Origin of the sequence: Leisingera sp. S132 (genome assembly GCF_025144465.1) — a bacterium.
In the GTDB taxonomy this organism is placed as follows: Bacteria; Pseudomonadota; Alphaproteobacteria; order Rhodobacterales; family Rhodobacteraceae; genus Leisingera.
In genome coordinates, this window is record NZ_CP083553.1 from 3232785 (window position 1) to 3258598 (window position 25814).

Annotated in this window: 24 protein-coding genes and 1 tRNA gene; 11 read left to right on the forward strand and 14 right to left on the reverse strand. The window is 62.7% G+C overall.

All coding sequences use genetic code 11. The annotated features are described in order from the left end of the window. Positions 1 to 2: 2 nt before the first annotated feature. The 6 genes from rpoB to rplK all read right to left on the reverse strand — a co-directional run bounded on the left by rpoB (position 3) and on the right by rplK (position 7396). On the reverse strand, positions 3 to 4139 hold the full coding sequence (gene rpoB, locus K3725_RS15905; protein WP_260016257.1) for a DNA-directed RNA polymerase subunit beta: 4137 nt from the start codon (positions 4137 to 4139) through the stop codon (positions 3 to 5). 248 nt (positions 4140 to 4387) lie between these two features. Further along, a complete protein-coding gene (rplL, locus tag K3725_RS15910; protein WP_058286637.1) occupies positions 4388 to 4762 on the reverse strand; it encodes a 50S ribosomal protein L7/L12 in 375 nt (124 codons plus the stop codon). 81 nt (positions 4763 to 4843) lie between these two features. Continuing rightward, positions 4844 to 5362 (reverse strand): 50S ribosomal protein L10, encoded by a 519-nt coding sequence (gene rplJ / locus K3725_RS15915; RefSeq protein ID WP_260016258.1) that lies wholly within the window; start codon positions 5360 to 5362, stop codon positions 4844 to 4846. Positions 5363 to 5707: 345 nt separating this feature from the next. Further along, positions 5708 to 6142 (reverse strand): hypothetical protein, encoded by a 435-nt coding sequence (locus tag K3725_RS15920; protein WP_260016259.1) that lies wholly within the window; start codon positions 6140 to 6142, stop codon positions 5708 to 5710. A gap of 128 nt (positions 6143 to 6270) precedes the next feature. Beyond that, complete coding sequence (gene rplA / locus K3725_RS15925; protein WP_260016260.1) at positions 6271 to 6969, reverse strand: 50S ribosomal protein L1; 699 nt, start codon at positions 6967 to 6969, stop codon at positions 6271 to 6273. 1 nt (position 6970) lies between these two features. Then, the gene (gene rplK / locus K3725_RS15930) at positions 6971 to 7396 is read right to left on the reverse strand and encodes a 50S ribosomal protein L11 (protein WP_260016261.1); all 426 of its coding nucleotides are present in this window, start codon (positions 7394 to 7396) and stop codon (positions 6971 to 6973) included. Positions 7397 to 7679: 283 nt separating this feature from the next. Here rplK and K3725_RS15935 point away from each other — a divergent pair, with 283 nt between their 5' ends. Then, positions 7680 to 8309, forward strand: a complete 630-nt coding sequence (locus K3725_RS15935) for a hypothetical protein (protein WP_260016262.1) — start codon at positions 7680 to 7682, stop codon at positions 8307 to 8309. Between the two features lie 89 nt (positions 8310 to 8398). On the opposite strand, the gene nusG is transcribed toward K3725_RS15935, so the two are convergent. Then, positions 8399 to 8932: a transcription termination/antitermination protein NusG gene (gene nusG / locus K3725_RS15940; RefSeq protein ID WP_260016263.1), complete on the reverse strand. Its 534-nt coding sequence runs from the start codon at positions 8930 to 8932 to the stop codon at positions 8399 to 8401. A 213-nt stretch (positions 8933 to 9145) separates the two neighbouring features. Next, entirely contained in the window at positions 9146 to 9343 is a 198-nt protein-coding gene (gene secE / locus K3725_RS15945) for a preprotein translocase subunit SecE (RefSeq protein WP_019298606.1), read from the reverse strand. A 226-nt stretch (positions 9344 to 9569) separates the two neighbouring features. Between secE and K3725_RS15950 the strand changes: the two genes are divergently transcribed. After that, positions 9570 to 11687 (forward strand): glycosyltransferase family 41 protein, encoded by a 2118-nt coding sequence (locus K3725_RS15950; protein ID WP_260016264.1) that lies wholly within the window; start codon positions 9570 to 9572, stop codon positions 11685 to 11687. Positions 11688 to 11747: 60 nt separating this feature from the next. On the opposite strand, the gene K3725_RS15955 is transcribed toward K3725_RS15950, so the two are convergent. Further along, a tRNA-Trp gene (locus K3725_RS15955) sits at positions 11748 to 11823 on the reverse strand. 178 nt (positions 11824 to 12001) lie between these two features. On the opposite strand from K3725_RS15955, the gene K3725_RS15960 reads away from it, so the two are divergent. Together K3725_RS15960 and K3725_RS15965 are read left to right on the forward strand one after the other, a co-directional pair. Then, on the forward strand, positions 12002 to 12712 hold the full coding sequence (locus K3725_RS15960; RefSeq protein WP_260016265.1) for a lysophospholipid acyltransferase family protein: 711 nt from the start codon (positions 12002 to 12004) through the stop codon (positions 12710 to 12712). A 114-nt stretch (positions 12713 to 12826) separates the two neighbouring features. After that, positions 12827 to 13309, forward strand: a complete 483-nt coding sequence (locus tag K3725_RS15965) for a hypothetical protein (protein WP_260016266.1) — start codon at positions 12827 to 12829, stop codon at positions 13307 to 13309. A 574-nt stretch (positions 13310 to 13883) separates the two neighbouring features. On the opposite strand, the gene tuf is transcribed toward K3725_RS15965, so the two are convergent. From tuf to parC, 3 genes are all read right to left on the reverse strand, one after another. After that, positions 13884 to 15059, reverse strand: coding sequence for an elongation factor Tu (gene tuf / locus K3725_RS15970; RefSeq protein WP_260016267.1), 1176 nt, complete (start codon positions 15057 to 15059; stop codon positions 13884 to 13886). A gap of 125 nt (positions 15060 to 15184) precedes the next feature. Further along, positions 15185 to 15784, reverse strand: coding sequence for a hypothetical protein (locus tag K3725_RS15975; RefSeq protein WP_260016268.1), 600 nt, complete (start codon positions 15782 to 15784; stop codon positions 15185 to 15187). A 129-nt stretch (positions 15785 to 15913) separates the two neighbouring features. Beyond that, the gene (parC, locus tag K3725_RS15980) at positions 15914 to 18262 is read right to left on the reverse strand and encodes a DNA topoisomerase IV subunit A (protein ID WP_260016269.1); all 2349 of its coding nucleotides are present in this window, start codon (positions 18260 to 18262) and stop codon (positions 15914 to 15916) included. Between the two features lie 234 nt (positions 18263 to 18496). Between parC and K3725_RS15985 the strand changes: the two genes are divergently transcribed. The 6 genes from K3725_RS15985 to K3725_RS16010 all read left to right on the forward strand — a co-directional run bounded on the left by K3725_RS15985 (position 18497) and on the right by K3725_RS16010 (position 22895). Next, positions 18497 to 19195 (forward strand): SH3 domain-containing protein, encoded by a 699-nt coding sequence (locus K3725_RS15985; protein WP_260016270.1) that lies wholly within the window; start codon positions 18497 to 18499, stop codon positions 19193 to 19195. Between the two features lie 36 nt (positions 19196 to 19231). After that, positions 19232 to 20062 carry an SDR family NAD(P)-dependent oxidoreductase gene (locus tag K3725_RS15990; RefSeq protein ID WP_260016271.1) on the forward strand — a complete coding sequence of 277 codons (831 nt, stop codon included), beginning with the start codon at positions 19232 to 19234 and terminating at the stop codon, positions 20060 to 20062. A 65-nt stretch (positions 20063 to 20127) separates the two neighbouring features. Beyond that, on the forward strand, positions 20128 to 20331 hold the full coding sequence (locus K3725_RS15995) for a twin transmembrane helix small protein (protein ID WP_039186659.1): 204 nt from the start codon (positions 20128 to 20130) through the stop codon (positions 20329 to 20331). Positions 20332 to 20337: 6 nt separating this feature from the next. Then, on the forward strand, positions 20338 to 20910 hold the full coding sequence (locus tag K3725_RS16000; RefSeq protein ID WP_260016272.1) for a cob(I)yrinic acid a,c-diamide adenosyltransferase: 573 nt from the start codon (positions 20338 to 20340) through the stop codon (positions 20908 to 20910). A 297-nt stretch (positions 20911 to 21207) separates the two neighbouring features. Continuing rightward, complete coding sequence (locus tag K3725_RS16005; RefSeq protein WP_039186665.1) at positions 21208 to 21966, forward strand: electron transfer flavoprotein subunit beta/FixA family protein; 759 nt, start codon at positions 21208 to 21210, stop codon at positions 21964 to 21966. Continuing rightward, on the forward strand, positions 21966 to 22895 hold the full coding sequence (locus tag K3725_RS16010) for an electron transfer flavoprotein subunit alpha/FixB family protein (protein ID WP_260016273.1): 930 nt from the start codon (positions 21966 to 21968) through the stop codon (positions 22893 to 22895). Before K3725_RS16005 ends, K3725_RS16010 begins: the two co-directional genes overlap by 1 nt. Positions 22896 to 22991: 96 nt before the next feature. Here K3725_RS16010 and K3725_RS16015 read toward each other — a convergent pair whose 3' ends face one another. Beyond that, complete coding sequence (locus K3725_RS16015) at positions 22992 to 23813, reverse strand: DUF6473 family protein (RefSeq protein WP_260016274.1); 822 nt, start codon at positions 23811 to 23813, stop codon at positions 22992 to 22994. A 154-nt stretch (positions 23814 to 23967) separates the two neighbouring features. Between K3725_RS16015 and K3725_RS16020 the strand changes: the two genes are divergently transcribed. Then, entirely contained in the window at positions 23968 to 24843 is an 876-nt protein-coding gene (locus K3725_RS16020; RefSeq protein WP_260016275.1) for a 3-hydroxybutyryl-CoA dehydrogenase, read from the forward strand. 71 nt (positions 24844 to 24914) lie between these two features. Here the strand turns inward: K3725_RS16020 and K3725_RS16025 are convergent, their stop codons facing one another. Beyond that, entirely contained in the window at positions 24915 to 25811 is an 897-nt protein-coding gene (locus tag K3725_RS16025) for a lysophospholipid acyltransferase family protein (protein ID WP_260016276.1), read from the reverse strand. Positions 25812 to 25814 lie beyond the last annotated feature (3 nt).

Consider the following 25814-nt stretch of genomic DNA (forward strand, 5'->3'; position numbering starts at 1 on the left):
CGTCACTCATCTACCTCCGCATCCAGGAGTTCCATGTTCAGGCCGAGGCCGCGGACTTCTTTGACCAGAACGTTGAACGATTCCGGCACGCCCGCCTCGAAGTTGTCCTCGCCCTTGACGATCGACTCATAGACCTTGGTCCGGCCGGCGACGTCATCCGATTTCACGGTGAGCATCTCCTGCAGGGTGTAGGCGGCGCCATAGGCCTCCAGAGCCCAGACTTCCATCTCACCAAAGCGCTGACCGCCGAACTGCGCCTTACCGCCCAGCGGCTGCTGGGTGACGAGGCTGTACGGGCCGGTGGAACGCGCGTGGATTTTGTCGTCCACCAGGTGGTGCAGCTTCAGCAGGTACTTGATGCCAACGGTCACAGGACGCGCGAACTGCTCGCCGGTGCGGCCGTCGAACAGGATCGACTGGCCCGAGGTGTCAAAGCCCGCACGCTTCAGCGCGTCGTTCACGTCGCCTTCCTTGGCGCCGTCAAAGACCGGGGTCGCAATCGGCACACCGCGGGTCACGTTGCCTGCAGCTTCGATCAGCGTGTCCTCGTCCATGCTGGCGATGCCTTCGTCGTAGACATCGTCGCCATAGGCGTGGTGCATCGCTTCACGGACCGGGGTCAGGTCGCCCGAGCGGCGGTATTCCTGCAGCGCATCGTCCACCTTGATGCCGAGGCCGCGCGCGGCCCAGCCCATGTGGGTCTCCAGGATCTGACCGACGTTCATACGCGACGGCACGCCCAGCGGGTTGAGGCAGAAGTCGACCGGGGTACCGTCGGCGAGGAACGGCATGTCCTCCATCGGCACCACTTTCGAGATCACACCTTTGTTGCCGTGACGGCCGGCCATCTTGTCGCCCGGCTGCAGCTTGCGCTTCACCGCGATGAAGACCTTGACCATCTTCATCACACCCGGCGGCAGGTCGTCGCCGCGGCGGACCTTCTCGACCTTGTCCTCGAAACGGGCGTCCAGGGCGCGCTTCTGCGCCTCGTACTGCTCGTTCAGGGCCTCCACAACCTGGGCGTCCTGCTCATCCTCAAGGGCAAGCATCCACCACTGGCCGCGGGACAGGCTGTCCAGCAGGTCCTGGTCGATCGGGGACCCCGCGCGCACGCCTTTCGGGCCCTTGACCGCCACTTTACCCAGCAGCATGCCGTGCAGACGGGCATAGATGTTGCGGTCCAGGATCGCCAGCTCGTCGTCCCGGTCACGGGCCAGACGCTCGACTTCCTCACGCTCGATCTGCAGCGCGCGCTCGTCTTTCTCCACGCCGTGGCGGTTGAAGACGCGCACCTCGACCACAGTACCGTAATCGCCCGGCTTCACGCGCAGCGAGGTGTCGCGCACGTCAGATGCTTTTTCACCAAAGATGGCGCGCAGCAGCTTTTCTTCCGGGGTCATCGGGCTTTCGCCCTTCGGAGTGATCTTGCCGACCAGAATGTCGCCCGGCTCCACATCGGCACCGATGTAGACGATGCCCGCCTCGTCGAGGTTGCGCAGGGCTTCCTCGCCGACGTTGGGGATGTCGCGGGTGATCTCTTCCGGCCCCAGTTTGGTGTCACGGGCGGCGACTTCGAATTCCTCGATGTGGACCGAGGTAAAGACGTCGTCACGCGCGATGCGCTCGGAGATCAGGATGGAGTCTTCGTAGTTGTAGCCGTTCCACGGCATGAACGCGACGACCACGTTCTTGCCCAGTGCCAGTTCGCCCATATCGGTCGACGGGCCGTCAGCGATAACCTCGCCCTTGGCAACGGTGTCGCCCACCTTGACCAGAGGCTTCTGGTTGATGGTGGTGTTCTGGTTGGAACGCTGGAACTTACGCAGACGGTAGATGTCGACGCCCGCATCGCCCAGTTCCAGGTCCTCGGTGGCCCGGATAACGATACGCTGCGCATCGACCTGGTCGATGATGCCTGCGCGTTTCGCCTGGATCGCCGCGCCGGAGTCGATCGCAACCTTTTCCTCGATGCCGGTGCCGACCAGCGGCGCCTCTGCACGCAGCAGCGGAACCGCCTGACGCTGCATGTTCGAGCCCATCAGAGCGCGGTTGGCGTCGTCGTTTTCCAGGAACGGGATCAGCGAGGCCGCAACGGAGACCAGCTGTTTCGGCGACACGTCGATCAGGTCCACGCTTTCGCGCGGCGCCAGGGTGTAGTCGCCGGACTGACGGGTCGAGACCAGATCGTTGATGAACTTCCCGTTCTCATCCAGGGTCGCGTTCGCCTGCGCCACGGTATGGCGCATCTCTTCGGTTGCCGACATATAGTGCACTTCGTCGGTCACCTGGCCTTCGTTCACCACCCGGTAGGGGGTTTCGATGAAGCCGTATTTGTTGACGCGCGCAAAAGTCGCCAGTGAGTTGATCAGACCGATGTTCGGGCCTTCCGGGGTCTCAATCGGGCACATCCGGCCATAGTGGGTCGGGTGCACGTCGCGGACCTCAAAGCCGGCGCGCTCGCGGGTCAGGCCGCCCGGGCCAAGCGCCGACAGGCGGCGTTTGTGGGTGACTTCCGACAGCGGGTTGGTCTGGTCCATGAACTGCGACAGCTGCGAGGAGCCGAAGAATTCACGCACCGCGGCAGCAGCCGGTTTCGCGTTGATCAGATCCTGCGGCATCACGGTGTCGATCTCGACGGAGGACATCCGCTCCTTGATCGCACGCTCCATGCGCAAGAGGCCGACGCGGTACTGGTTTTCCATCAGCTCGCCGACGGAACGCACGCGGCGGTTGCCCAGGTGGTCGATGTCGTCGACATCGCCGCGGCCGTCGCGCAGGTCGACCAGCGCCTTGATACAGGCGACGATGTCTTCCTTGCGCAGGGTGCGCTGGGTGTCCTCGGCGTCCAGCGCCAGGCGCATGTTCATCTTCACGCGGCCCACAGCGGACAGGTCGTAACGCTCGGAATCGAAGAACAGCGTGTCGAACAGCGCCGACGCTGCCTCGACGGTGGGCGGCTCGCCCGGGCGCATCACGCGGTAGATGTCCATCAGCGCGCCGTTGCGGTCCAGGTTCTTGTCAGCCGCCATGGTGTTGCGCATGTACGGGCCGACGTTGACGTTGTCGATGTCCAGAACCGGAATGTCGGTGATGCCCGCGTCCAGCAGCTCCTTCAGGGAACCGCCGATCAGCTCGCCGTCCTTGTCGTATTCCAGGGTCAGCTCATCACCGGCCTCGACATAGATCGCGCCGTTGTCTTCGTTGATGATGTCCTTGGAGACATATTTGCCGACGATGTGCTCGAACGGAACCAGCAGCTCGGTGATGGAGCCTTCCTCGATCATCTTCTTGACGGCGCGCGGGGTGACCTTTTTGCCGGCTTCGCAGATGATCTCGCCGGTGGCAGCGTCCACCAGGTCATAGGTCGGGCGGGTGCCGCGCACGCGTTCCGGGAAGAACGGGGCAACCCAGCCGCGGGATTTCTCCAGCTTGAAGGAGACGGTGTTGTAATAGGCATCCATGATGCCTTCCTGGTCCAGGCCCAGGGCATAGAGCAGGGTGGTCACCGGCAGCTTGCGGCGGCGGTCGATACGGGCAAAGACGATGTCCTTGGCGTCGAACTCGAAGTCCAGCCAGGAGCCGCGGTACGGGATGATGCGGCAGGCAAACAGCAGCTTGCCCGAGGAGTGGGTCTTGCCTTTGTCGTGGTCGAAGAACACGCCGGGCGAGCGGTGCATCTGGGACACGATCACACGCTCGGTGCCGTTCACGATGAAGGTGCCGTTCGGGGTCATCAGGGGCATGTCGCCCATGAAGACGTCCTGTTCCTTGATGTCCTTCACCGACTTCGCGCCGGTGTCCTCATCGACATCGAACACGATCAGGCGCAGGGTGACCTTCAGCGGCGCGCTGTAGGTCATGTCGCGCTGCATGCATTCTTCGACGTCGTACTTCGGCTTCTCGAACGAGTATTTCACGAACTCCAGAACGGAGGTTTCGTTGAAATCCTTGATCGGAAACACCGACTGGAACACACCCTTGATGCCTTCGCCGTCCAGCGGCTCAGCTGCATCGCCGGAGCGCAGGAAAAGGTCATAAGAAGATTTCTGCACCTCGATGAGGTTCGGCATCTCCAGCACTTCGCGGATTTTGCCGTAGTATTTGCGTAGACGTTTCTGGCCAAGGAACGATTGAGCCATGTCAGATGTCACCTTTCGAGTTCTCACCGGTCAAGGAAGCCGCCGGGCCCCGGCTCCTTGCCCATACGAGACAGCGCGTTCGGATCAATTCATGGCCACCGTCCCGAAGGCAGCCTCCCGATCCCTTGAACTCCGCCTGAGAAAACGCCTCTTGGATGAGGCCCTTTCTAAGACAGGTTCGGCTGGGCCCGGAAAATTCCGGACCCAGCCAAATTTCCGATGCATCAGAAATGCACCAGAGGCAGTGCTTAGGCCAGCTCGACTTCGGCGCCAGCTGCTTCCAGCTTGCCTTTGATGTCTTCTGCTTCGTCCTTGGACACGCCTTCTTTGATCTTGCCGCCAGCTTCGACCAGCTCTTTGGCTTCTTTCAGGCCCAGGCCGGTGATGCCGCGGACTTCTTTGATCACGTTGATCTTGGAAGCGCCGGCGTTCTTCAGAACGACGTCGAATTCGGTCTTTTCTTCTTCAGCTGCACCGCCGGCGTCGCCGCCAGCTGCCATGACAACTGCGCCGCCTGCTGCGGGCTCGATGCCGTATTCGTCTTTCAGGATGGTTTTCAGTTCTTGTGCTTCCAGCAGGGTCAGACCCACGATGCTTTCTGCGAGTGCTTTCAGATCAGCCATTTTATCAGCTCTTTCCGTTTACAGTATGTGTGTTCCAACGTGCGGGCTTTTGCCCCACGCCGGCCGTTCAGTGCCAACCGCTTACGCAGCTTCCGCCTTCTCTTCGATGGTCGAAAGGATGCTTGCGATGTTGCTTGCAGGTGCGCCAATTGCGCCGGCGATGTTGGAAGCAGGTGCGCCAATGCAGCTTGCGATCTGAGCGATAAGCTCGTCGCGGGACGGCATTTTGGACACAGCTTCGACGCCTGCGCGGTCCAGAGCGTTCTCACCCATTGCGCCGCCAAGGATCTCAAACTTTTTGTTTTCCTTGGCGAAATCCTCGGCCACTTTAGCAGCGGACACGGGATCTTCGGAGTAGGTCAGAACGGTCATCCCTGTCAGCAGGTCGGCCATGCTTGCACACGGCTTACCCTCGAGGGCGATTTTGGCGAGCCTGTTCTTGGCAACACGCACGGAGCTGTTCGCGTCACGGGCACGTGCGCGCAGATCCTGCATCTCAGCAACTGTCAGACCGGCGTAGTGAGCTACCACCACGACGCCAGAGCTTTCGAAGATCTGGCCGAGTTCCTCGACCACTTTCTCTTTCTGGGCTCTATCCACAGTTCTCTCCAAGTTAGGGATGCTTGCACACCCCGGCTCATATTTGCCGAACCAGATGGCCCGGCGTTCAGGTCCGTTTTACGGGATGAGCCAAATCCGCCCGAGGGATTGAAAACCCCCGATCTTTCTTGGTCTGTACCCGTCTCAGGAGGGAAATTAAGGCCGATCGGAGGCCACCCACCATCTTGGACGAAATGAAATAAAGCGCACGACGAATCGCACGCTTTATCTCAAGGCCGTAGTTAGCCCCATTGACGGAGATTTCCAAGGGGCAAATCCGCCTCAGCCGGCAATTTCCCGCGCGTCCAGGCGGCGGCCGGCACCTGCGGTCCCGGATGCCTGCGGTCACAGCCACAAGGGCGAGAGCGCACAGGCAGCCAGACCCGCCAGCGCCGCAGCCAGGATCACGCGGCAGATCAGGCGGAACCCTCCGCCGCTGTTCAGCAGCTCTTCGGTCTCGATCCGCCCCGTCACCCTGCAGATATACCCCGGAACCACATCACCCGCACGGTGCGGGCAAGAGTTCCGCCAGGCATGCGAAGCATAGCTTTGCGAAGCCCCCTCAGCACCATGCACCTGCAGCACCGGCTGATACTGCCGGTAGCGCTCCAAGTCCCCCTCGCTATCTGCCCTCTCAGCCCACCGGACACGCACTTGCGCAACATGCACCAGCGCCGGTTCAGCGGCCTTCAGAAATTGCCGCCTGCTGAGCGCGGCAATGCCCAGAATGGTTCCGGCGCACAGGGCCGCAACCGACAAGATTATTACAAGCCCAGCCATCAGATCCCCACCCGACCCTCCTCCAGGCTGGAAGAGGTCAAAATGACATCAAAGTAAGAAGCAAAACAAAAAAGAAGGCCCGGCAGGATCGGATCCGCCGGGCCTCCTGACATCAGCTGTGCGTCCGATTACTCGGTGACAGCGTTGTCCACGTCAACCGTGATGCCCGGACCCATGGTCGAGGACAGGTTGATCTTTTTCATGTAGGCGCCTTTTGCGCCCGACGGCTTGGCTTTGGCCACGGCCGACACGAAGGCACGGACGTTCTCGACCAGCTTGGCTTCGTCAAAGGACGCTTTGCCGACGCCGGCGTGCACGACACCGCCTTTTTCCGCTTTGAACTGGACTTCGCCGCCCTTGGCTGCTTCCACGGCCGCTTTCACGTCCATGGTCACGGTGCCGACTTTCGGGTTCGGCATCAGGTTGCGCGGGCCCAGGATTTTGCCCAGACGGCCGACGACCGGCATCATGTCCGGGGTGGCGATGCAGCGGTCAAAGTCGATCTTGCCGCCCTGGATCGCTTCCATCAGGTCTTCTGCGCCGACGATGTCTGCGCCAGCCGCGGTGGCTTCGTCCGCTTTCGGGCCGCGGGCGAAGACTGCAACGCGCATGTCTTTGCCGGTGCCGTTCGGCAGGCCGACCACGCCGCGGACCATCTGGTCTGCGTGGCGGGTGTCAACGCCCAGGTTCAGGGCGATCTCGACGGTTTCGTCGAACTTCGAGGTTGCGTTGGCTTTCACCAGGGCAACTGCTTCTTCCACGGACAGGTTTTCCTTGCCAGCGAAAGCTTCGCGCGCGGCGCGGGTGCGTTTACCGAGCTTTGCCATCTTACTTCACCTCGATGCCCATGGAGCGGGCGGAGCCCAGGATGATCTGCATTGCGCCGTCGATGTCGTTGGCGTTCAGATCTTTCATCTTGGCTTCGGCGATTTCTTTCACCTGGGCCACGGTCACGGTGCCGACGGTTTCCCGGCTCGGGTTGTTCGCGCCGGATTTCACCTTGGCCGCCTTCTTCAGGTAGTAAGACGCGGGCGGCGTCTTGATGTCCATGGTGAAGGACTTGTCCTGATAGTAGGTGATCACGGTCGGGCACGGCGCGCCGGGCTCCATGTCTGCGGTCTTGGCGTTGAACGCCTTGCAGAATTCCATGATGTTGATGCCGCGCTGACCCAGGGCCGGGCCGACGGGCGGAGAGGGGTTTGCCTGACCTGCAGGAACCTGCAGCTTCATCGAACCAACAAGCTTCTTAGCCATTTGGTTTTCCTTTCAACGAGGACGGAACGCGTTCCGCCCGGAGAATGTTGCGTGGTCCGATTTCAGGATCGCGATCCCTTGATCTCCCACGAGAGAATCTCGCCCGAAGACGATAGAGGCGGCGTTTACAGGGGAATGCGGGGGTTGGCAAGTGGGTGAACTTCGCAAACCGGGTTGGTTGCTTCGAGCCCACCGCTTACACCATTCACCTTGCACCGCACCGCGCTTTTCGATCGAGTGGCCTCGAAATACATTTCCCATGAACTGAGGAGAAGACCATAAAATGGAGGAATTTTCTCGCATACATAACGAGCTCGACAAGCAGTGCCGCTACTACTGTAGGCACCTTGGCCATCTGAAAGGACTGATCGAAAATGACGACTGGATTAGGGTCGTTGACGGCTCAATGTCAGGGCGGGTTTTGTTGCTAGGCAATAGTGAAATCACAAATGCCCTAATTTTGTTCAATACACGGATGTTCGATTCACAGCCCGATACCGTTACAATACACAAGTTGGCCCGCAAACTTCCGACTGAGCAAGAGATTGAGACGTACCACAACACTCGAATGAAAGAGGAGGGAGTACGCTGCGAGCTTGAAGCTTACTTCTCCGCCAGATCGAGATTTGTGGAAGTCAGACGAGCATTGAAGGGTAACAAAACACAAGACAAACTGAGATCATTGCGCGATTACACCCTGGCCCACAACATTGTTCCCGAGACCAAGCCGGAGAGAGCAACCCTAAACGATCTTGTGGGATTAACCGAAACGGTGAATGAACTAGTGGATCTGGCTGGATACATCTTGAACAGCACTCGGTCAGTTTATCGCGATTTTTCAAGCAGAGCCGAGAAGGAAACCAGGATGCTCTATGCTGCGCTTCCGGTGCTTACAACGGTCGAAGCGGAATAAGACTATAAGGCAGTTTCCTCCTAAGCCCCCAAACAAAAAACGCCGCGTTGAACCCAACGCGGCGCCATGAATTCCACCAACGGAGCCTATCACCCCTGCTTGGTCACCTGGGTAAAGTCCAGCTCCACCGGGGTCTCGCGGCCGAAGATCGACACGGTGACCTTGAGCTTCTGATTGTCCTCGTCGACCTCTTCGACCATGCCGTCGAAATCCTCGAACGGGCCGTCGTTCACTTTCACCTTCTCGCCGATCTCGTAGTGGATCAGGGTGCGCGGTGCCTCGACGCCCTCCTCGACGCGGCCCAGGATGCCCTGCACCTCTGCGTCGCGCATCGGCATCGGGCGGCCCTGCGGGCCCAGGAAGCCGGTGACCCGGTTGATCGAGGAAATCAGGTGATAGCCGCGGTCGGACATTTCCATATGCACCAGCACGTAGCCGGGCATGAAGCGGCGCTCGGTCGAGACCTTCTTGCCGCGGCGGATCTCGATCACCTCTTCGGTGGGGACCAGAACCTCGTCGATCTCGTCCTCAAGGCCCTGTTCTGCGACCGAGGTGCGGATCTGCTCTGCGATTTTCTTTTCGAAGTTCGAAAGAACGCTGACCGAATACCACCGTTTCGCCATGAACCGTTGTCCTTGTTCTGCCGGGCGGGCCAGTGCCGCGCCTCTGCTTCATCATCCCGATACAGCTAAATGCTGCGCTCTCCAACAAAAAGCGGCGTGCAAACCGAATCGCTGCACGCCCGCCTCAATAGTTCCGGCTCACCTACCGCCCATCGCCGCCAAGATCAAGGCCTGCGCGGCATCCGCGAAGGGAGCCTCAGTACCGCTGCGGGCTTAGCCGAACATCCCCAGAAGCCCTTGCAGGCCAAAGCGGATCAGCAGGTCCACCAGTGCAAAGAACAGCGCCGTCAGCGCCGCCATGATGAACACCATGACCGTGGTCAGCAGCACTTCGCGGCGGGTCGGCCAAACGACCTTGGAGACTTCGGCGCGGACCTGCTGGATGAACTGAACGGGGTTGATAGTTGCCATACTGGGGGTGTCTCTCTGCTAGCAGTCAGGGCGATGTAACCGGAGCGGCCCGTGAATTCAAGCCCTGCGGCCCTCCTGCCCGGCCTGTTGCGGCTGTTGCGCGGGCAGCGAACGCCCGGTCAATCTAATTTTAATCCACTAATGGCTAAAATGACTCGAAAGCGGTTCCCTGCGGCCTCCCGGCTGCCAGGGGGCCGGACTGTGTGATTGATTGAGGCAGACCACCATGACACCAGCCAATTCCCTGTCCGAGGCCGAACAGTTCGAACGCGAAGCCAAGTTTGAAGATGCCGCCATGGCCTATGCCGGCATCCTGTCCCGCAACCCCCGCAACAAGCGCGCCCAATCGGCGCTGGAGGGGCTGCGCAAACGGCTGGACTCGCAGACCGATCCGTCGCCGGTGCATCAGGCCGGGCTGGAGGAGGCGCTGGCGCAGGGCCGCCATTTCGAGGCCGCCGAAAACTGCGGCGCACTGCTCAAGACCTTCCGCGAATCGCATTTCCTGTGGGATTTCCTGGGCCGCTGCCACCTGGCTGCCGGCCATCTGGACAATGCCGCCACCTGCCTCAACAAGGCGATCGGGATCAATCCCCGCGCGGCCGGCAGCTATGCCGCCATGGGCCGGGTGAAGGCCGCCCGCGGCGAGTTGGACAATGCCATGGCGCTGTTTGACAAGGCGCTGATGCTGACCGCCGGCAGCCTGCAGGCGCTGCACGGCAAGGCAGAGGTGCTGATCAAACAAGGCCAGAGCCAGCGGGCCGCAACCATGCTGCGCAAGGCGGTGAAGCTGGCGCCGCATGACGCCGCATTGCATGTCACGCTGGCCGGGCTGCTGAACCAGCAGGGCAATGCCCAGGATGCCAAGGAACACTATACCCAGGCCGTCCGCCTGAACCCCGCCCTGACAGAGGCCCGCTACCAGCTTGGCCTGCTCTTGAAGGCCGAGGGCGCCTTTGCCGCGGCCCTGCCCTGTTTCGACAAGGTGCTGCTGGCCAATCCTGCCGATGACCGCGCCCGCACCCAGCGGCTGCATGTGCTGGCGGAATTGTGCGACTGGAAATGGCTGCCGGAATACGGCGATTACCGCCGCCAGCTGGGCCTGCGCGGTCCGGGCTGCGACCCCAGCGCCCTGATGCTGATGGAGGACAACCCCGACCTCCTGCGCGCCCGCGCCCAGTCCTATGCCAGCGAGTTGTTCGGTGCGGCAGAGCTGAACAGCACCCCGCCCGCAGGCCAGCGCCCCGCGCGGCTGCGGATCGGCTATTTCTTCGCCGCCCGCGACGCCGCGGCGGTGCTGGACCAGCACGGCGCGATGCTTGCCGCCCACGACCAGGGGCGCTTTGACATCCGTATCTATGCGGTTGGCGCCGGCCTGCCGGACAGCGCGGCGCAGAAATTCGACGGTCTGAGGATACTGGACGCCAGCGCTCCGGATCAGATGGCCGAGGCAGTGAAGGCAGACCAATTGGACGCCGCGGTGGATCTCTCCGGCTATTCAGGCGGCGGTGCGCTGCCGCTGTTTGCCGCCCGCCTGGCGCCGCTGCACATCCTGTTCCCCGGTTATCCCGGCACCATGGGCACCGCTGCCTATGATTACCTGATCAGCGATGCCGCCGCCTGCCCGCCCGGCAGCGAGCGCTATCACAACGAACACCTGCTGCGCCTGTCCGGCGGCCACCAGGCCGTGCCCCCGTCTGCGGCCTCCGCAACGCCGGACCGCGCCGCCTGCGGCCTGCCCGCGCAAGGCTTCGTGTTCTGCAGCTTTGCCAGCGGCAGCCGCATCACGCCGCAGGAATTCGATATCTGGATGCGCCTGCTGCACGGCGCCCCGGACAGCGTGCTTTGGCTGGCAGATAACGGCGATCACTCCACGTCCAACCTGCGCCGCGCCGCCGCGGCCCGCGGGGTTGATCCGGACCGTCTGGTCTTTGCCCCGGCGGCCAGCCGTGCGGACCATCTGGCCCGCCAGCCGCTGGCGGATCTGTTCCTGGACAGCTTCACCGTGAACGCCGCCGCCCCGGCCCGCGACGCCCTGGCCGCCGGCCTGCCGGTCCTCACCCTGCCCGGCCAGCAATCCGCCGCCCGCACCTCCGCCAGCCTGCTGCAATCCGCCGGACTGCCGGAAATGATTGCCGAAAGCATGCAGGACTATGAGGCCAAGGCCGCGGAACTGGCGGCAGACAGCGCTGCCGCGGCCAGCCTGCGCGGCAAGCTCCGTACCCAGCAGCAGACCGCCGCGCTGTTCAGCCCCGAGCGTCTGGCCCGCGGGGTGGAGCGCGCCTTGGACGCGGCTTGCGGCCGCCAGCAGCAGGGGCTGGCACCGGCCCATCTGGATCTGGAGTAACCGGACACGCGACACGGCCTGCCCGAACGGGCAGCGCTGAACCGGCAATGTGCTGGGAAATGGCAGGGGCAGCAGGGTTCGAACCCGCGACCTACGGTTTTGGAGACCGTCGCTCTACCAACTGAGCTATACCCCTGTGGTGCGGCATGTCCTACGGCAGGCGCGCTGCAGAGGCAAGAGGGAAAAGCGCATTTTCTTGCGCGTCCCGGATGGTTTGCAAGCGGCGGGCTTTGCCCCGGCGCAGCCATGCAGTATGACGGTGCAAATACCGGGGCCAAGCCCCTGTGCCCCCTGCAGGAATGAGCCCGAGCCCCGTGAGCCTCAGAAAGAAAATCGCCGACAGCCCAAAGGTCAACCGCGCCGTGGAGGGGCTGTTTGCCGCCTATGTGCGATTCGCCTTCCGCACCTCCCGCTGGACCCGCACCGGGTTCGAGGAAATGGACGCCTGCGTGCGCCGCGGCGAGCCGGTTATTTTCGTGCTCTGGCACCAGCGGCTGATCATGGCGCCCTATCTGTTCGACACCTCGCTGGGCCGCATCTGCGCCCTGACCTCGGCTGCGCGCGCCGGGCGGCTGGCGGGGCAGATCCTGGTGCGGCTGGGGTTTGAGACCATCCCGATGTCGAGCCACAAGCGCCACGTCGCCCTGTCCCGCGAGGTGCTGCGCCGCACCAAAGACGGCTGCTCCATCGGCATTGCCGCCGACGGTCCGCGCGGGCCTGCACGGGTCTCCTCCACCGTGCCGGTGGTCTGGGCCCGGATGACCGGCTGCCGGGTGTTCACCGTCGCCTTTGCCGAGAAAAAAGTGGTGAAACTGCCGACCTGGGACCAGCAGATGCTGCCGATGCCGTTTTCCCACGGCGTGCTGATGTGCCGGGAATGGACGGACGAAGTGCCGAAAAAGCCGAGCGACGAACAGGTGGAGATGCTGCGGCAAAGCCTGGAGGCATCGCTGGATGCGATAACGGACGCGGCGGACGCGGCAGCCGGGCGGGGCGGTGCAAGTCAGAAGTCCGCCAAATCCTGATCACACGCCGCCAAGAAACGGTTGCATTTACGGCCTTCCGAGCGTTCAGGGCTTGCCCCCCTTGGAACAAGACGCGTTTCAACTCAAACTTCACGCTTTGAGGGAGGATTTCTGATGACACAAGAAGAACAGATTGCTGCACTGGACGCGTGTCAGCACCTTCAATTGACACGTTACGAAGAGGCACCTGACACTCTGGATCTCAAGCTGGTAGTTCAGGAAGCGCGGGCTGAAACCACCCCGTCCAAATTTGACACTGGAAACGAACGCTTGGATTCCATTCTTGGAGAAGCCCGCTCCGTTGTCAGTTTGCCCGATTATTCTTCTTTCACGGTCATTTTTCAAAACTATATTGGATTTTCAATAAGGGATGCAGGTTATGTCGACCCGGAACCAGGAGAAGACTTCTCCAGAAAATTAAGAACATACACCAGCTCCGCGTTTCTCAGGTTTATTACTGAGTCAACAATTGCAATGCAGGTTCAAGACGCTCCACTGCAGCATTTCGCCGTAGTTTGCACAGACCACGTCGTCGACGTGATCTGTGCAAGAGCACCTCAAGTATCTTGCACGAAGATCACAGATTGCGACCAGTAAATTTGGATTGATCGGACTGCAATTTATTACACTGTAGATGCTTGTTCCTGCCGGTCCATCACCCCTTTGCCATTGAGGGAAACTTTTTTCCGCCCGGACGCCCCGCGTTCGGGCGCGGTCGACCTGCGCCTAACTTGAGGTTTGCCTCAGGCAAAACGGGCGGGCGCGATTGCATCGCACCCGGAGCTGGCGCTCCCTGCGGCCTCAAAAGCTCCGCTGGAACTTTTGCAAGACGGCCTCCGGCCCCAGGCCGGCCCCTGCTCTATCCGTAGGTCTCCGCCGTTTTTCGCCGCGAAAAACGGCCATGAAAAACCGATTTTTCATGGCCGGAAACCGCGCCGGTTTCCGGGTTGCCGCATGGAAAAAGGGCCTCCCGGAGGAGGCCCTTTCTTAGATCAGAACCGTGTGGGCTCTCAGCGGTTTTCTAACGAAAACCGCCTGCCGCCCACCGTTTCAAAATCATTATTCAATGATTTTCGACACAGTCTTAGTGCGCGCGTCTCGGGATCATCGCGTTCAAACAAAAAGGGCGCCGCAAGGGCGCCCTTTCCGTTCGAACATTCGCTGATGCGAATTACTCGATGATCTTCGACACAACGCCAGCGCCGACGGTGCGGCCGCCTTCGCGGATGGCGAAGCGCAGGCCGTCTTCCATCGCGATCGGCGCGATCAGCTCAACGCCGAACTTCAGGTTGTCGCCCGGCATCACCATCTCGGTGCCTTCCGGCAGGGTCACGGTGCCAGTGACGTCGGTGGTGCGGAAGTAGAACTGCGGACGGTAGTTCGCGAAGAACGGGGTGTGGCGACCGCCTTCTTCCTTGGTCAGGATATAGGCCTCGGCTTCGAACTTGGTGTGCGGCTTCACCGATTTCGGCGCGCACAGAACCTGGCCGCGCTCAACGCCTTCACGGTCGATGCCGCGCAGCAGCGCGCCGATGTTGTCGCCCGCTTCACCGCGGTCCAGCAGCTTGCGGAACATTTCCACGCCGGTGCAGGTGGTGGTCTGGGTGTCGCGGATGCCGACGATCTCGATCGAGTCGCCGACGTTGATCACGCCGCGCTCGACACGGCCGGTCACAACGGTGCCGCGGCCGGAGATCGAGAACACGTCTTCGATCGGCATCAGGAACGGCTGGTCAACCGCACGCGCCGGGGTGTCGATGTACTCGTCGACAGCCGCCATCAGCTCTTTGATTTTCTCGGAGCCGATCGCGTCGTCGCGGCCTTCCATCGCCGCCAGCGCGGAGCCTGCGATGATCGGGATATCGTCGCCCGGGTAGTCGTAGGAGGACAGCAGCTCGCGGATTTCCATTTCCACCAGCTCCAGCAGCTCTTCGTCGTCGACCTGGTCAACCTTGTTCATGAACACGACCATCTTCGGGATGCCAACCTGGCGGCCCAGCAGGATGTGCTCGCGGGTCTGCGGCATCGGGCCGTCGGCTGCGTTCACAACCAGGATCGCGCCGTCCATCTGCGCCGCGCCGGTGATCATGTTCTTGACATAGTCGGCGTGGCCGGGGCAGTCGACGTGCGCGTAGTGGCGGTTCTCGGTCTCATACTCGACGTGCGCGGTCGAGATGGTGATGCCGCGGGCTTTTTCTTCCGGTGCGCCGTCGATCTGGTCGTAGGCTTTGAAGTCACCGAAGTATTTGGTGATAGCCGCGGTCAGAGTGGTCTTGCCGTGGTCAACGTGGCCGATGGTGCCGATGTTGACGTGCGGTTTATTGCGTTCAAACTTTTCCTTAGCCATTGCTTAGGCGCCCTTTTGAAATGAGGGGTCGCTTGCCGACCCGGTTTCCTCTGCGCCGGCGGATTATTTGGTTTGCCGGCAAAAATCAACCCGTTCCTGCTTGACAGGGGCGGTTTTCCCGAGCCTCAGCCAGCCGGTTGCGCCTCTGCCGCAGCCGCGCCTGTGCCGGCGCTGGAATCCGCCGCCGCACGCGGGGCAAACCAGCCTTCCGCTTCATGCTGCTCGGCCATCCATTCCTCGACCTTGTCGGCGATATTGATGGCGAGGCCCTGGATCTGCTCCTCCTTGGTGCGGGCATGGCCGGATCCCAGGAGGGCGCTTTCGCCGGTGGTGCTTTCGAAGATTTCCATCTGGTGTTTCTTCGCCAGGAATTTCTTCTGCGCGACGTCATAGACAAAGACGTTCACCACCACCGCGCTTTTGGGGGAGAACAGCACCGGCACGCCCGGCGGCGCCAGCATGAACCCCTCGAGCGTCACTGCGACGTCGTATTCCTGAGCCCCCTGGTAGCGGCGCAGGCGGGTGTTCAGCGCGTTTTCGATCGGCGCGGTCCATTCGCTGTGCTCGGCATCGCGAGACAGCGGCCATTGCAGCGCCTTGTCGGTGTAGACGTGGGTCACCCGGGCCTGGAAGGCGCCCAGATCCTCCGGTGCCTCGTTCAGCTGGGTTTCGCCGCAGGCGGTGAGCAGGGCCAGCGCAGCCAGCATGGAAAGAACGCGGATCATGGAAATCCCCCAAGAAAAAGTCTGTCCCGCCCAGATAGCCGGGGGCAGCGGGCAGGGTAAAGGCCCGGAAACAGCAACCCCCGCGCGGGTGGCGCGGGGGGCACAGGCAGGCGGCAGGTTTCTGCTGCCTTACCTGAACTTGTAGTTGCGCGGGAAGCCGTGCGGCGGGCGTTTGCCCACCCCGGCCCGCTTGCCGAGCCACTGGCTGAGGTCGGCCTCGTGGCGGGTCTTGCCGCCGCCCATTTCCCACTTGAGGCCCTCTTCCCAGTTGAACGTGGTGATGTCGGAGAGGCCGCCGTCCAATTCCAGCGAGCCCTGCTTGCCGCGGGCCATGTTGTATTTCTGCAGGCGCACGCCCTTGCCGCGGGTCAGCTCGGGCATTTCCTCGACCGCGAAGACCAGGAACTTGCCGTTTTCGGAGACGATGGCGACATGGTCGCCCTCCACCGGGATACAGATCCTGGCGCGTTCGTCGTCCTTGACGTTCAGCACCTGCTTGCCGCTGCGGGTCTGGGCGACGATTTCCTTCTCCGCGCAGATGAAGCCGTTGCCCGCATCCGAAGCAACCAGCAGGCGGCCGTCGGGGTTGTGGATCATCAGGTCGACAATCTCTGCCTCGTTCGGCAGGTCCACCATCAGGCGCAGCGGTTCGCCCATGCCGCGCCCGCCCGGCAGGCTGGCAGCGGACAGGGTGTAGAAACGGCCGTTGGAGCCGAACACCAGCAGGCGGTCAGTGGTTTCGGCGTGGAAGATGAAGCGCGGGCCGTCGCCGTCCTTGAACTTCAGCTCGCGGTTCAGGTCGATGTGGCCGGTCATCGCCCGGATCCAGCCCATCTGGGAGCAGACCACGGTGATCGGCTCGCGGTCGATCATTGCCTCCAGCGGCACGTCCTCAACCTCGCCGGCCTCGGCAAACAGCGTGCGGCGGGCGCCGCCGGCGTAATCCTTGCCGAACTGCTTCTTGGTGTCCTTCAGCTGTTCGGAGATGCGGGACCACTGGAGGTCCTCGGAGGCCAGCAGTTCAACCAGCCCGGCGCGTTCCTCGCGCAGGGCGTCGCGTTCGCGGGTCAGTTCGATCTCTTCCAGTTTGCGCAAAGACCGCAGGCGCATGTTGAGGATCGCCTCGGCCTGCACCTCTGTCAGCTCGCCCGCGCCTTGCGCCGGGGTGATGTAATCGGCCTCGGTGAGGGCGCGCGGGTGGTCCTTGCTCCAGTCCTCGCGGATCAGGGCGGCCTTGGGATCCTCGTCATAGCGGATGATGTCAATCACCCGGTCGAGGTTCAGGAAGGCGATGATGAAGCCTTCGAGCACCTCCAGCCGGTGGTCGATCTTTTCCATCCGGTGGCGCGAGCGGCGCTGAAGCACGTCGCGGCGGTGATCAAGGAAGGCGCGCAGCACCTCCTTCATCGAGCAGACCTTGGGGGTCACGCCGTCAATCAGCACGTTCATGTTGAGGCTGAAGCGGATTTCCAGGTCCGAGTTGCGGAACATCATGTTCATCAGAACCTCCGGGTCCACGTTCTTGGACTTGGGTTCCAGGATGATGCGGATGTCATCCGCCGATTCGTCGCGCACATCGGCGAGGATCGGCACCTTCTTGGTCTGGATCAGCTCGGCGATCTTCTCGATCAGCTTGGACTTCTGGACCTGGTAGGGGATTTCGGTGACGACGATCTGCCATTGGCCGCGGCCCAGGTCCTCGACCTCATGCTTGCAGCGCAGGCGGAAGGAGCCGCGCCCGGTGCTGTAGGCCTTGGCGATGTTCTCCTTGGGCTCAACAATGATGCCGCCGGTGGGGAAATCCGGGCCCGGCACATAATTCAAGAGCGTGTCGTCGCGGGCATCCGGCGTCTTGATCAGATGCAGGCAGGCGTCGATCAGCTCTGCAATGTTGTGCGGCGGGATGTTGGTCGCCATGCCGACCGCGATGCCGGCCGCGCCGTTGGCCAGAATGTTCGGGAAGGTCGCGGGCAGCACCGCCGGCTCGGTCAGGCGGCCATCGTAGTTGTCGCGGAAATCGACCGAATCCTCGTTCAGCCCTTCCAGCATCGCCTCGGCCACGAAGGTCATCCGCGCCTCGGTGTAGCGGGAGGCCGCCGGGTTGTCGCCGTCGATGTTGCCGAAGTTGCCCTGGCCGTCGACCAGCGGGTAGCGGACGTTGAAGTCCTGCGCCAGGCGCGCCATCGCGTCATAGATCGCGGCGTCGCCGTGGGGGTGGAAATCACCCATGGTGTCGCCGGAGATCTTGGCCGACTTGAGGAAGCCGCCGGTGGAGCTGAGGCGCAGGCGGTTCATCGCATAGAGAATGCGCCGGTGCACCGGCTTCAGCCCGTCACGCGCGTCGGGCAGCGCCCGGTGCATGATGGTGCTGAGCGCATAGGTCAGATAGCGCTCGCCAATGGCGCGGCGCAGCGGTTCCAGGATTTCACCCTGTTCAGGGGCAGACGGCATGTCGGGATCTTCTACCAGGTCGGTCATGAAATCGTGATACTGCCGCCGCCGGAATTGGTAAAGCGGGCGCGCGCGAATTTCGCGCGGATGCAGCGCCGCGCCAACGTTTTGGGGGAGAAGATTGCGGACTCTCCCCTGTTTCCCCGCCGTTAACTTGCCCTAGATAGAAGGGAACCAGGCAGCTGCGCCGTGCGTTTCTTTTTCAAACCAATGCTATTTCGTGCAGCCGCCATGTGTGGTGGTACTAGGGGGGACTGGGTTATGTCGCGTTTTGTTTTAGTTTCTTTCGCATTTCTGGGCTGGGGGTTCTATGAGCTCAGCGGGGGTGCGGATTTCGAGCCGCGCAAGGAACGCTCTGACGCGCTGGAGATCGCCAAGGCCGCGTTTGCCGCGCCGGAGGAGACCCGCCAGGGCAGCCGCAGCAGCAGCGCCAGCGAGGATGCCAAATCCCTGATCAGAAACGTGACTTTCCGCCCGGCCTCCGGCACGCAGGAGGCCGGACGGCCAGTGCGCCCTGCTGCCGACCCGCAACTGCGGTCGCGGGTGGCGCTGCGGCAGATCACCCAGGCCCGGCTGGCGATCGGCGACAGCACCAGTGTATTCCCGGCGGTGGCGGACGAGGGTGCGCCGCTGCAGCTGGCGTCGCTGGAGGGCGGTCTTGCCGCTATTCAGCAGGCCTCTGCCACGGCTGACGCGCAAAACGATTCGCCGGAACCGGCGGGAGCCGCGCTGGCAGAGCCGCAGCCTGCACCGGAGCCGGACATCCGCCAGATCAGGGCCTCCCGCGTGAACATGCGGCAGGGGCCGGGCACCAATTACCCGGTGATTACCCGCCTCTTGGGCGGGGATGAGGTGATCGTGTTCGAGGACAGCGGCACCGGCTGGCTGCACCTGCGCGCACCCGGCAAAGGCAAGGTCGGCTGGATTGCCGCTTCCCTGGTGAGCAAGAAACGCCCATAACTGGCCCCGGAGACATCCGGGCAGAGGGGCACTCTCTTGAAAAAAACGATTCTGATCACAGGCTGTTCCTCCGGGATCGGCCTGGATGCGGCCCGCGGCATGCGGGAGCGGGGATGGCGGGTGTTTGCCTCCTGCCGGCAGCAGCGCGACTGCGACCGGATGCGGGCGGAAGGTTTTGAGAGCCCGCGGATAGACTACACCGATCCCGAAACCATCACCGCTGGCCTGGCGGAGGTGCTGGAGGCCACCGGCGGCACCCTGGATGCGCTGTTCAACAATGGCGCGCACGGGCTGCCGGGCGCGGTGGAGGATCTGCCGACCGAGGGTCTGCGCTCCATCTTCGAGGCGAATTTCTTTGGCTGGCATGAGCTGACCCGGCAGGTGATTCCGGTGATGCGCAGGCAGGGCCACGGGCGGATCGTGCAGAACTCCTCGATTCTGGGGTTTGTGACCTTCCCCTGGCGCGGCGCCTATGTGGCGACGAAATACGCGCTGGAGGGGCTGACGGATACGCTGCGGGTGGAGCTGCAGGGCACCGGCATCCACATGGTGCTGATCGAGCCGGGGCCGGTGACGTCGAAAATCCGCGAAAAGTCGATCCCGCATTTCGAGCGCTTCATCGACTGGAAGGCCTCGCCGCTGCGCGAGCTTTATGAATCGCGGCTGCTGAAGCGGCTGTATGAAAGCAGCGGCCCGGACCGGTTCGAGCTGCCGGCCTCTGCCGTCACCGCCAAGCTGGCGCATGCCTGCGAATCCCGGCGGCCGCGTCCGCGCTACTACGTGACCACCCCCACCCATATCGCAGGCTTCCTGCGGCGCATCCTGCCGACCCGGGCAATTGACCGCATCCTGGTCAGGCTTGGATAGGGTCGCCATCCGCCTCTGCTCGGGTTAGATGGGGTGCAACGGAATAAACGCGCTTGGGGGACAGGATGTTCGATCCGCTGTATTATCTGGCACTGGCAGCCGTGGCGGCTGTGGTTGTGGCGCTGGTCATCGGCATTGGCGGCTTTGGCAAGGGCGGCGAGTTCAACCGCCGCAACGCAAACAAGATGATGCGGCTGCGCATCCTGTTTCAATTCATTGCGGTGGTGCTGGTGCTGACCTACGTCTACCTGCGCAACCAGGGAGGATAAGGGGCGATGGTCGTTCTGAACAAGATTTACACCCGCACCGGCGACAAGGGCGAGACCGCGCTGGGGAACGGCGAGCGGGTGGCCAAGCATTCGGCGCGGGTCAATGCCTATGGCACCTCGGATGAGCTGAACTCTTTTGTCGGCGTTGCACGGCTGGAAGCGGAGGGCGAGATGGATGCCGCCCTGGCACGCATTCAGAACGATCTGTTCGATCTGGGCGCCGACCTGTGCCGGCCGGAAATGGAAAAGGACGCCACTGCGGAATACCCGCCGCTGCGGGTGGCCGTGGCGCAGGTTGAGCGGCTGGAAGCCGAGATCGACGTGATGAACAAGGATCTGGAAGCGCTGCGCAGCTTCATCCTGCCGGGCGGATCCAAGCTGGCCGCGCATCTGCATGTCTGCCGCACCGTGGCGCGGCGTGCCGAGCGGCTGGCCACCGACCTCAGCACAACCGAGGACGTGAACCCGGCCGCCGTGAAATACCTGAACCGCCTCAGCGACTGGTTCTTTGTTGCTGCCCGCACCGCCAACAATGGCGGCAAGGACGACGTTTTGTGGGTGCCCGGCGCCAACCGCTGAGGCCCCCTGCCCCGATCCGGCCCCGGTCTGATTCGCCCTCTGGCGCCGGATTCCTGCGAATCCGGCGCCAAACGCGTCACCCGGGCCGCCGGCGCCCTGCCGCTGCGGCAGGCGGATTTCCCACCGGAAACATTCATGCGGAAATGATGTTCCAAATGCGCAAACGCGACGTCGCCGTGCGCTAACGTGACGATTTTGCCCTGTTGCGAGCCCGCACCAGCCGGTATCAACGCTGCGAGAGCATAGAGGGGGAGTCGCCCTGGGGCGGCTTGCCGTTTGTTAAGGAGAGAACGCAAAATGAAGGTACTCGTGCCTGTCAAACGCGTGATTGACTACAACGTGAAGGTCCGCGTCAAAGCGGACGGCAGCGGTGTCGATCTCGCCAACGTGAAAATGTCGATGAACCCCTTCGACGAAATCGCTGTCGAAGAAGCCATCCGCCTGAAAGAAGCCGGCAAGGCTGATGAGGTGGTTGCGGTTTCCATCGGCGTCAAGCAGGCTCAGGAAACCCTGCGCACCGCCCTGGCGATGGGTGCGGACCGCGCCATCCTGGTGGTTGCTGCCGACGACGTGCACACCGACATCGAGCCGCTGGCCGTTGCAAAAATCCTGGCCAAAGTGGTCGAGGAAGAGCAGCCCGGCGTCGTGCTCTGCGGCAAGCAGGCAATCGACAACGACATGAACGCAACCGGCCAGATGCTGTCGGCGCTGCTGGGCTGGTCCCAGGGCACCTTTGCCTCGGAACTGGACATCGAAGGCGGCAACGCCAAGGTGACCCGTGAGGTTGACGGCGGCCTGCAGACCATCTCCGTGAAGATGCCCGCCATCATCACCGTGGACCTGCGCCTGAACGAGCCGCGCTATGCGTCGCTGCCGAACATCATGAAGGCGAAGAAAAAGCCGCTGGACGAGAAGACCGCCGCCGACTACGGCGTCGACGTCACCCCGCGCCTGGAAATCGTCAAGACCGAAGAGCCGCCGGCACGCGCCGCAGGCATCATCGTCGGCTCTGTCGACGAGCTGGTTGAGAAACTCAAAGAAGCGGGGGCTGTGTAATGGCTGTTCTTCTCCTTGCTGAAGTGACCGACGGCGCGCTGGCGCTGGACGCGACCGCAAAAGCCGTTGCCGCTGCCGCACCGCTGGGCGACGTGACCGTTCTGGCCGCTGGCGCCTCTGCTGCCGCAGCTGGCGAAGAAGCTGCCAAGATCGCAGGCGTTGCCAAGGTTCTGGTTGCTGAGGACGCATCCCTGGGCCACCGCCTGGCGGAGCCGACCGCGGCGCTGATCGCTGGCCTGGCGTCCGACTTCGAGCACATCGTTGCGCCCGCCACCACCGACGCCAAAAACGTTCTGCCGCGCGTTGCAGCCCTGCTGGACGTGATGGTGATCTCGGACGTGTCCGGCGTTGTCGACGGCAACACCTTCGAGCGCCCGATCTATGCCGGCAACGCGATCCAGACCGTGAAGTCGAACGACGCCAAGAAAGTCGTCTCCTTCCGCACCGCGTCGTTTGACGCTGCTGGCGAAGGCGGTTCCGCTTCCGTGGAAACGATCTCGGCTGCGGCAAACCCGGGCCTGTCCGAGTGGGTCGAAGACAAGGTTGCCGCAAGCGACCGTCCCGAGCTGACCTCGGCCGGCATCGTTGTCTCCGGCGGCCGCGGCGTTGGCTCCGAGGAAGACTTCAAACTGATCGAGAACCTGGCCGACAAGCTGGGCGCCGCCGTTGGCGCGTCCCGCGCGGCGGTCGACTCGGGCTATGCCCCGAACGACTGGCAGGTGGGTCAGACCGGCAAGGTTGTTGCACCGGACCTGTATGTCGCTGTCGGCATCTCCGGCGCCATTCAGCACCTGGCCGGCATGAAGGACTCCAAGGTCATCGTGGCGATCAACAAGGACGAGGAAGCACCGATCTTCCAGGTTGCGGACTTTGGCCTGGTTGCCGACCTGTTCGAAGCCGTCCCGGCCCTGACCGAGAAACTGGGCTGAGCCCAGCCGGACAGCTGACCAATAGGAAGGCCCGCCAATTGGCGGGCCTTTTTCCGTTCTGCGGGTGGCGGATGGCTGGGGCGGGACCTTGACGGCTCAGGCGCGCAGCAGCGGTTCCAGATCGCAGGCCAGGGCCTCTGCGATTTTCATATGCTCCTTGGGGCCGATCATGTGGCGTGCAGCGGGCAGCTCCATCGGGCCGAAGATCATACCGGAAATGTCCTGCGCCGCGGCGGCGGAGGCGGCCTTGATCTCCAGGATACCCTGCACCTTGGGGCGCAGCGCCTCAGCCATGGCGCGGTTGACCAGCACCGGCTCCTCCAGGAAGCCGGCTTCGGCATCGAGGGCATAGCGCAGCCACAGCAGCAGGACGCGGCCCTCCAGTTCCTCCACCAGCTTACTCATCCGGTCGACCCAGCTGCGCTGCAGCTGTTCGCGCACCTGTTCAAACCGCTGCGCGGAGATATCCCGCAGCGAGCACAGCAGGTGCTTGTTGAAGTGGAATTCGGTGAAATCGATCTCGGGGTACAGGGTCTTGAGCGCGGGCTGGGCTGCCAGAAACCGGTCATTGCGGCGCGGATGCACCCGGTAGTAGGGATTGGAAATATTCTGCGCGCCCAGCATCTGCACCACGGTGAGCCGGGCGTTGCGGGCAATGCGTGTCAGGCTGTCATCAAAGGCAAAGCTGTCGAGGCCCGCGTTCACGCTGCCCAGGTTGACGCAATCCACGCCGAGACGCGCCTGCAGAGACTCCACAAACGGAAATTCAACGAATCGCCCATAGACTTCGGTTCCGCCCAGGAAGGCGACGTAAGGGTCGTCCAGGGACCGCCGCGGCCCCCGTACCAGCAGTCTGGATTGACCATATCGGACTGGTTCCCCCGCAAGCCCCCCCGGGCTTTTGAGTTCATAGCTCATAAATACCACCAATTTTTCACCCGAGACTCACCTTGGCGGGCAACCATTGCAATTTCCCTAAAGTGAGAATTTGCCTCAAATCCCGCCTAGCTGCCCTTGTGCCTGCCCGCGCCCGGCCAGTATGGTTGCCGCAGCTATTTCAGGAGCCTGAGGCATGGAAATTCAGAAGGTTGGAGTGATCGGCGCGGGTCAGATGGGCAATGGGATTGCCCATGTCATGGCGCTGGCCGGGTACGAGGTCGTGCTGAATGACGTCAGCCAGCAGGCGCTGGACAGCGCGCTGAGCCTCATCCACAAGAACATGGAGCGCCAGGCCAGCAAGGGCAAGATTTCCGACGCTGACGTGAAGGCGGCGCTGGCGCGCATCGTGCCGTCGCTGAAGCTGGCGGATGTGGGCGCAACCGATCTGGTGATCGAGGCAGCGACCGAGCGGGAGACCGTGAAGCAGGCGATCTTTGAAGACCTGCAGCCGCATCTGCAGCCGCATACCATCCTGACCTCCAACACCTCCTCGATCTCGATCACCCGGCTGGCCAGCCGCACTGACCGGCCTGAGCGGTTCATGGGGTTCCATTTCATGAACCCGGTGCCGGTGATGCAGCTGGTGGAGCTGATCCGCGGCATCGCCACCGATGAGCCGACATTCAGCGCGTGCCAGGAGGTGGTGGCGCGGCTTGGCAAGACCTCAGCCAGTGCCGAGGATTTCCCGGCCTTTATTGTCAACCGCATCCTGATGCCGATGATCAACGAGGCGGTCTATACGCTGTATGAGGGTGTCGGGTCGGTGAAATCGATCGACGAATCGATGAAGCTGGGCGCGAACCACCCGATGGGGCCGCTGGAGCTGGCGGATTTCATCGGGCTGGACACTTGCCTGGCGATCATGAACGTGCTGCACGACGGACTGGCGGATACCAAGTACCGCCCCTGCCCGCTCTTGACCAAATACGTCGAGGCCGGCTGGCTGGGCCGCAAGACCCAGCGCGGGTTCTATGACTACCGCGGTGAGGTGCCGGTCCCGACCCGGTAATCAGCCTGGACTGAACAAGAAAGCGCCCCGCAGGGCGCTTTTTCGTTTTCCAGCAGTGAGATCAGGCAGGCTCAGCCCTGTTTGCCAAGGCTCAGCGTGTGCTCGCGCAGCCAGGCCATGAACCCGCGCGGATCGGTTTGCAGCTGCTCCATCTGCTCATCGGTCAGCGGCTTGCCAACCACCGGCGCCTGCGGCTTGTTGCAGGAGCGGACGATTTCATGCAGCAGCAGGCCCTGGCGCAGGATCGGGGAGATCTGGCAGGCGATCTGGTACCAGCGCGAGTTCGAGCCGGGATAAAAGATCGGCACCACCCGGGCGCCGGAGCGGCGGATCAGCTGGGCGGTGAAGACATTCCATTCACGCTCGACCGCGGGGCCGAACCAGCTGTCTGACGACATCACCACGCCTGAGGGGAACAGAGCCACCGCACCGCCCTCCTTGAGGTAGGCCATGGTCTTGGCGCGCATGTCGACCATCTTGCGCTGCGCTTCGGGGTCATGCGGGAAGGGCACCGGGATCATGAAGGAGGTCGCGGCCTCATCCAGGCCGGTCAGAACCGAGCGGGTCAGGATGCGGTAATCGAGGCGGCGGCGGCCGATCAGGTCGGCAAAGATCATGCCGTCGACCATGCCGTGCGGATGGTTGGCGACGATCACCACCGGGCCCTCTGCAGGAATGTTGTCGATCTGCTCCTGCGGGGTCTGCAGGTCGATACCCATGGTGTTGAGCGCGCCGCGCCAGAACTTCTGGCCGCGGTATTCGGCGTTGTTCTTCTCGAACTTGTTGACCATGCGCAGGATTTTCAGCTTGCCGGTCAGCCATTCGATGGTCTTGATCGCCAGCGAGGTCCAGCGGTCGTCAAAGGAGTTGGCATAGGTCAGGGTGCGGCGGTCATAGACCTCGCCCGTTGTCTGCTCAGCGGTGTCCGGCGCGATGCCGGTCTTCCTGTCTTGTGCGGTGTCCGCCAATGT

Coding starts and splice junctions, on each gene's coding strand:
- parC (WP_260016269.1), bottom strand. CDS start 18,262: ATGACCGACCTGGTAGAAGATCCCGACATGCCGTCTGCCCCTGAACAG.
- K3725_RS15935 (WP_260016262.1), top strand. CDS start 7,680: ATGGAGGAATTTTCTCGCATACATAACGAGCTCGACAAGCAGTGCCGC.
- K3725_RS16020 (WP_260016275.1), top strand. CDS start 23,968: ATGGAAATTCAGAAGGTTGGAGTGATCGGCGCGGGTCAGATGGGCAAT.
- rplK (WP_260016261.1), bottom strand. CDS start 7,396: ATGGCTAAGAAGCTTGTTGGTTCGATGAAGCTGCAGGTTCCTGCAGGT.
- K3725_RS15975 (WP_260016268.1), bottom strand. CDS start 15,784: ATGATCCGCGTTCTTTCCATGCTGGCTGCGCTGGCCCTGCTCACCGCC.
- K3725_RS15920 (WP_260016259.1), bottom strand. CDS start 6,142: ATGGCTGGGCTTGTAATAATCTTGTCGGTTGCGGCCCTGTGCGCCGGA.
- rplA (WP_260016260.1), bottom strand. CDS start 6,969: ATGGCAAAGCTCGGTAAACGCACCCGCGCCGCGCGCGAAGCTTTCGCT.
- secE (WP_019298606.1), bottom strand. CDS start 9,343: ATGGCAACTATCAACCCCGTTCAGTTCATCCAGCAGGTCCGCGCCGAA.
- K3725_RS16000 (WP_260016272.1), top strand. CDS start 20,338: ATGGTCGTTCTGAACAAGATTTACACCCGCACCGGCGACAAGGGCGAG.
- K3725_RS16015 (WP_260016274.1), bottom strand. CDS start 23,813: ATGAGCTATGAACTCAAAAGCCCGGGGGGGCTTGCGGGGGAACCAGTC.
- K3725_RS16005 (WP_039186665.1), top strand. CDS start 21,208: ATGAAGGTACTCGTGCCTGTCAAACGCGTGATTGACTACAACGTGAAG.
- K3725_RS15985 (WP_260016270.1), top strand. CDS start 18,497: ATGTCGCGTTTTGTTTTAGTTTCTTTCGCATTTCTGGGCTGGGGGTTC.
- rplL (WP_058286637.1), bottom strand. CDS start 4,762: ATGGCTGATCTGAAAGCACTCGCAGAAAGCATCGTGGGTCTGACCCTG.
- K3725_RS16010 (WP_260016273.1), top strand. CDS start 21,966: ATGGCTGTTCTTCTCCTTGCTGAAGTGACCGACGGCGCGCTGGCGCTG.
- rpoB (WP_260016257.1), bottom strand. CDS start 4,139: ATGGCTCAATCGTTCCTTGGCCAGAAACGTCTACGCAAATACTACGGC.
- nusG (WP_260016263.1), bottom strand. CDS start 8,932: ATGGCGAAACGGTGGTATTCGGTCAGCGTTCTTTCGAACTTCGAAAAG.
- K3725_RS15950 (WP_260016264.1), top strand. CDS start 9,570: ATGACACCAGCCAATTCCCTGTCCGAGGCCGAACAGTTCGAACGCGAA.
- tuf (WP_260016267.1), bottom strand. CDS start 15,059: ATGGCTAAGGAAAAGTTTGAACGCAATAAACCGCACGTCAACATCGGC.
- K3725_RS15995 (WP_039186659.1), top strand. CDS start 20,128: ATGTTCGATCCGCTGTATTATCTGGCACTGGCAGCCGTGGCGGCTGTG.
- K3725_RS15965 (WP_260016266.1), top strand. CDS start 12,827: ATGACACAAGAAGAACAGATTGCTGCACTGGACGCGTGTCAGCACCTT.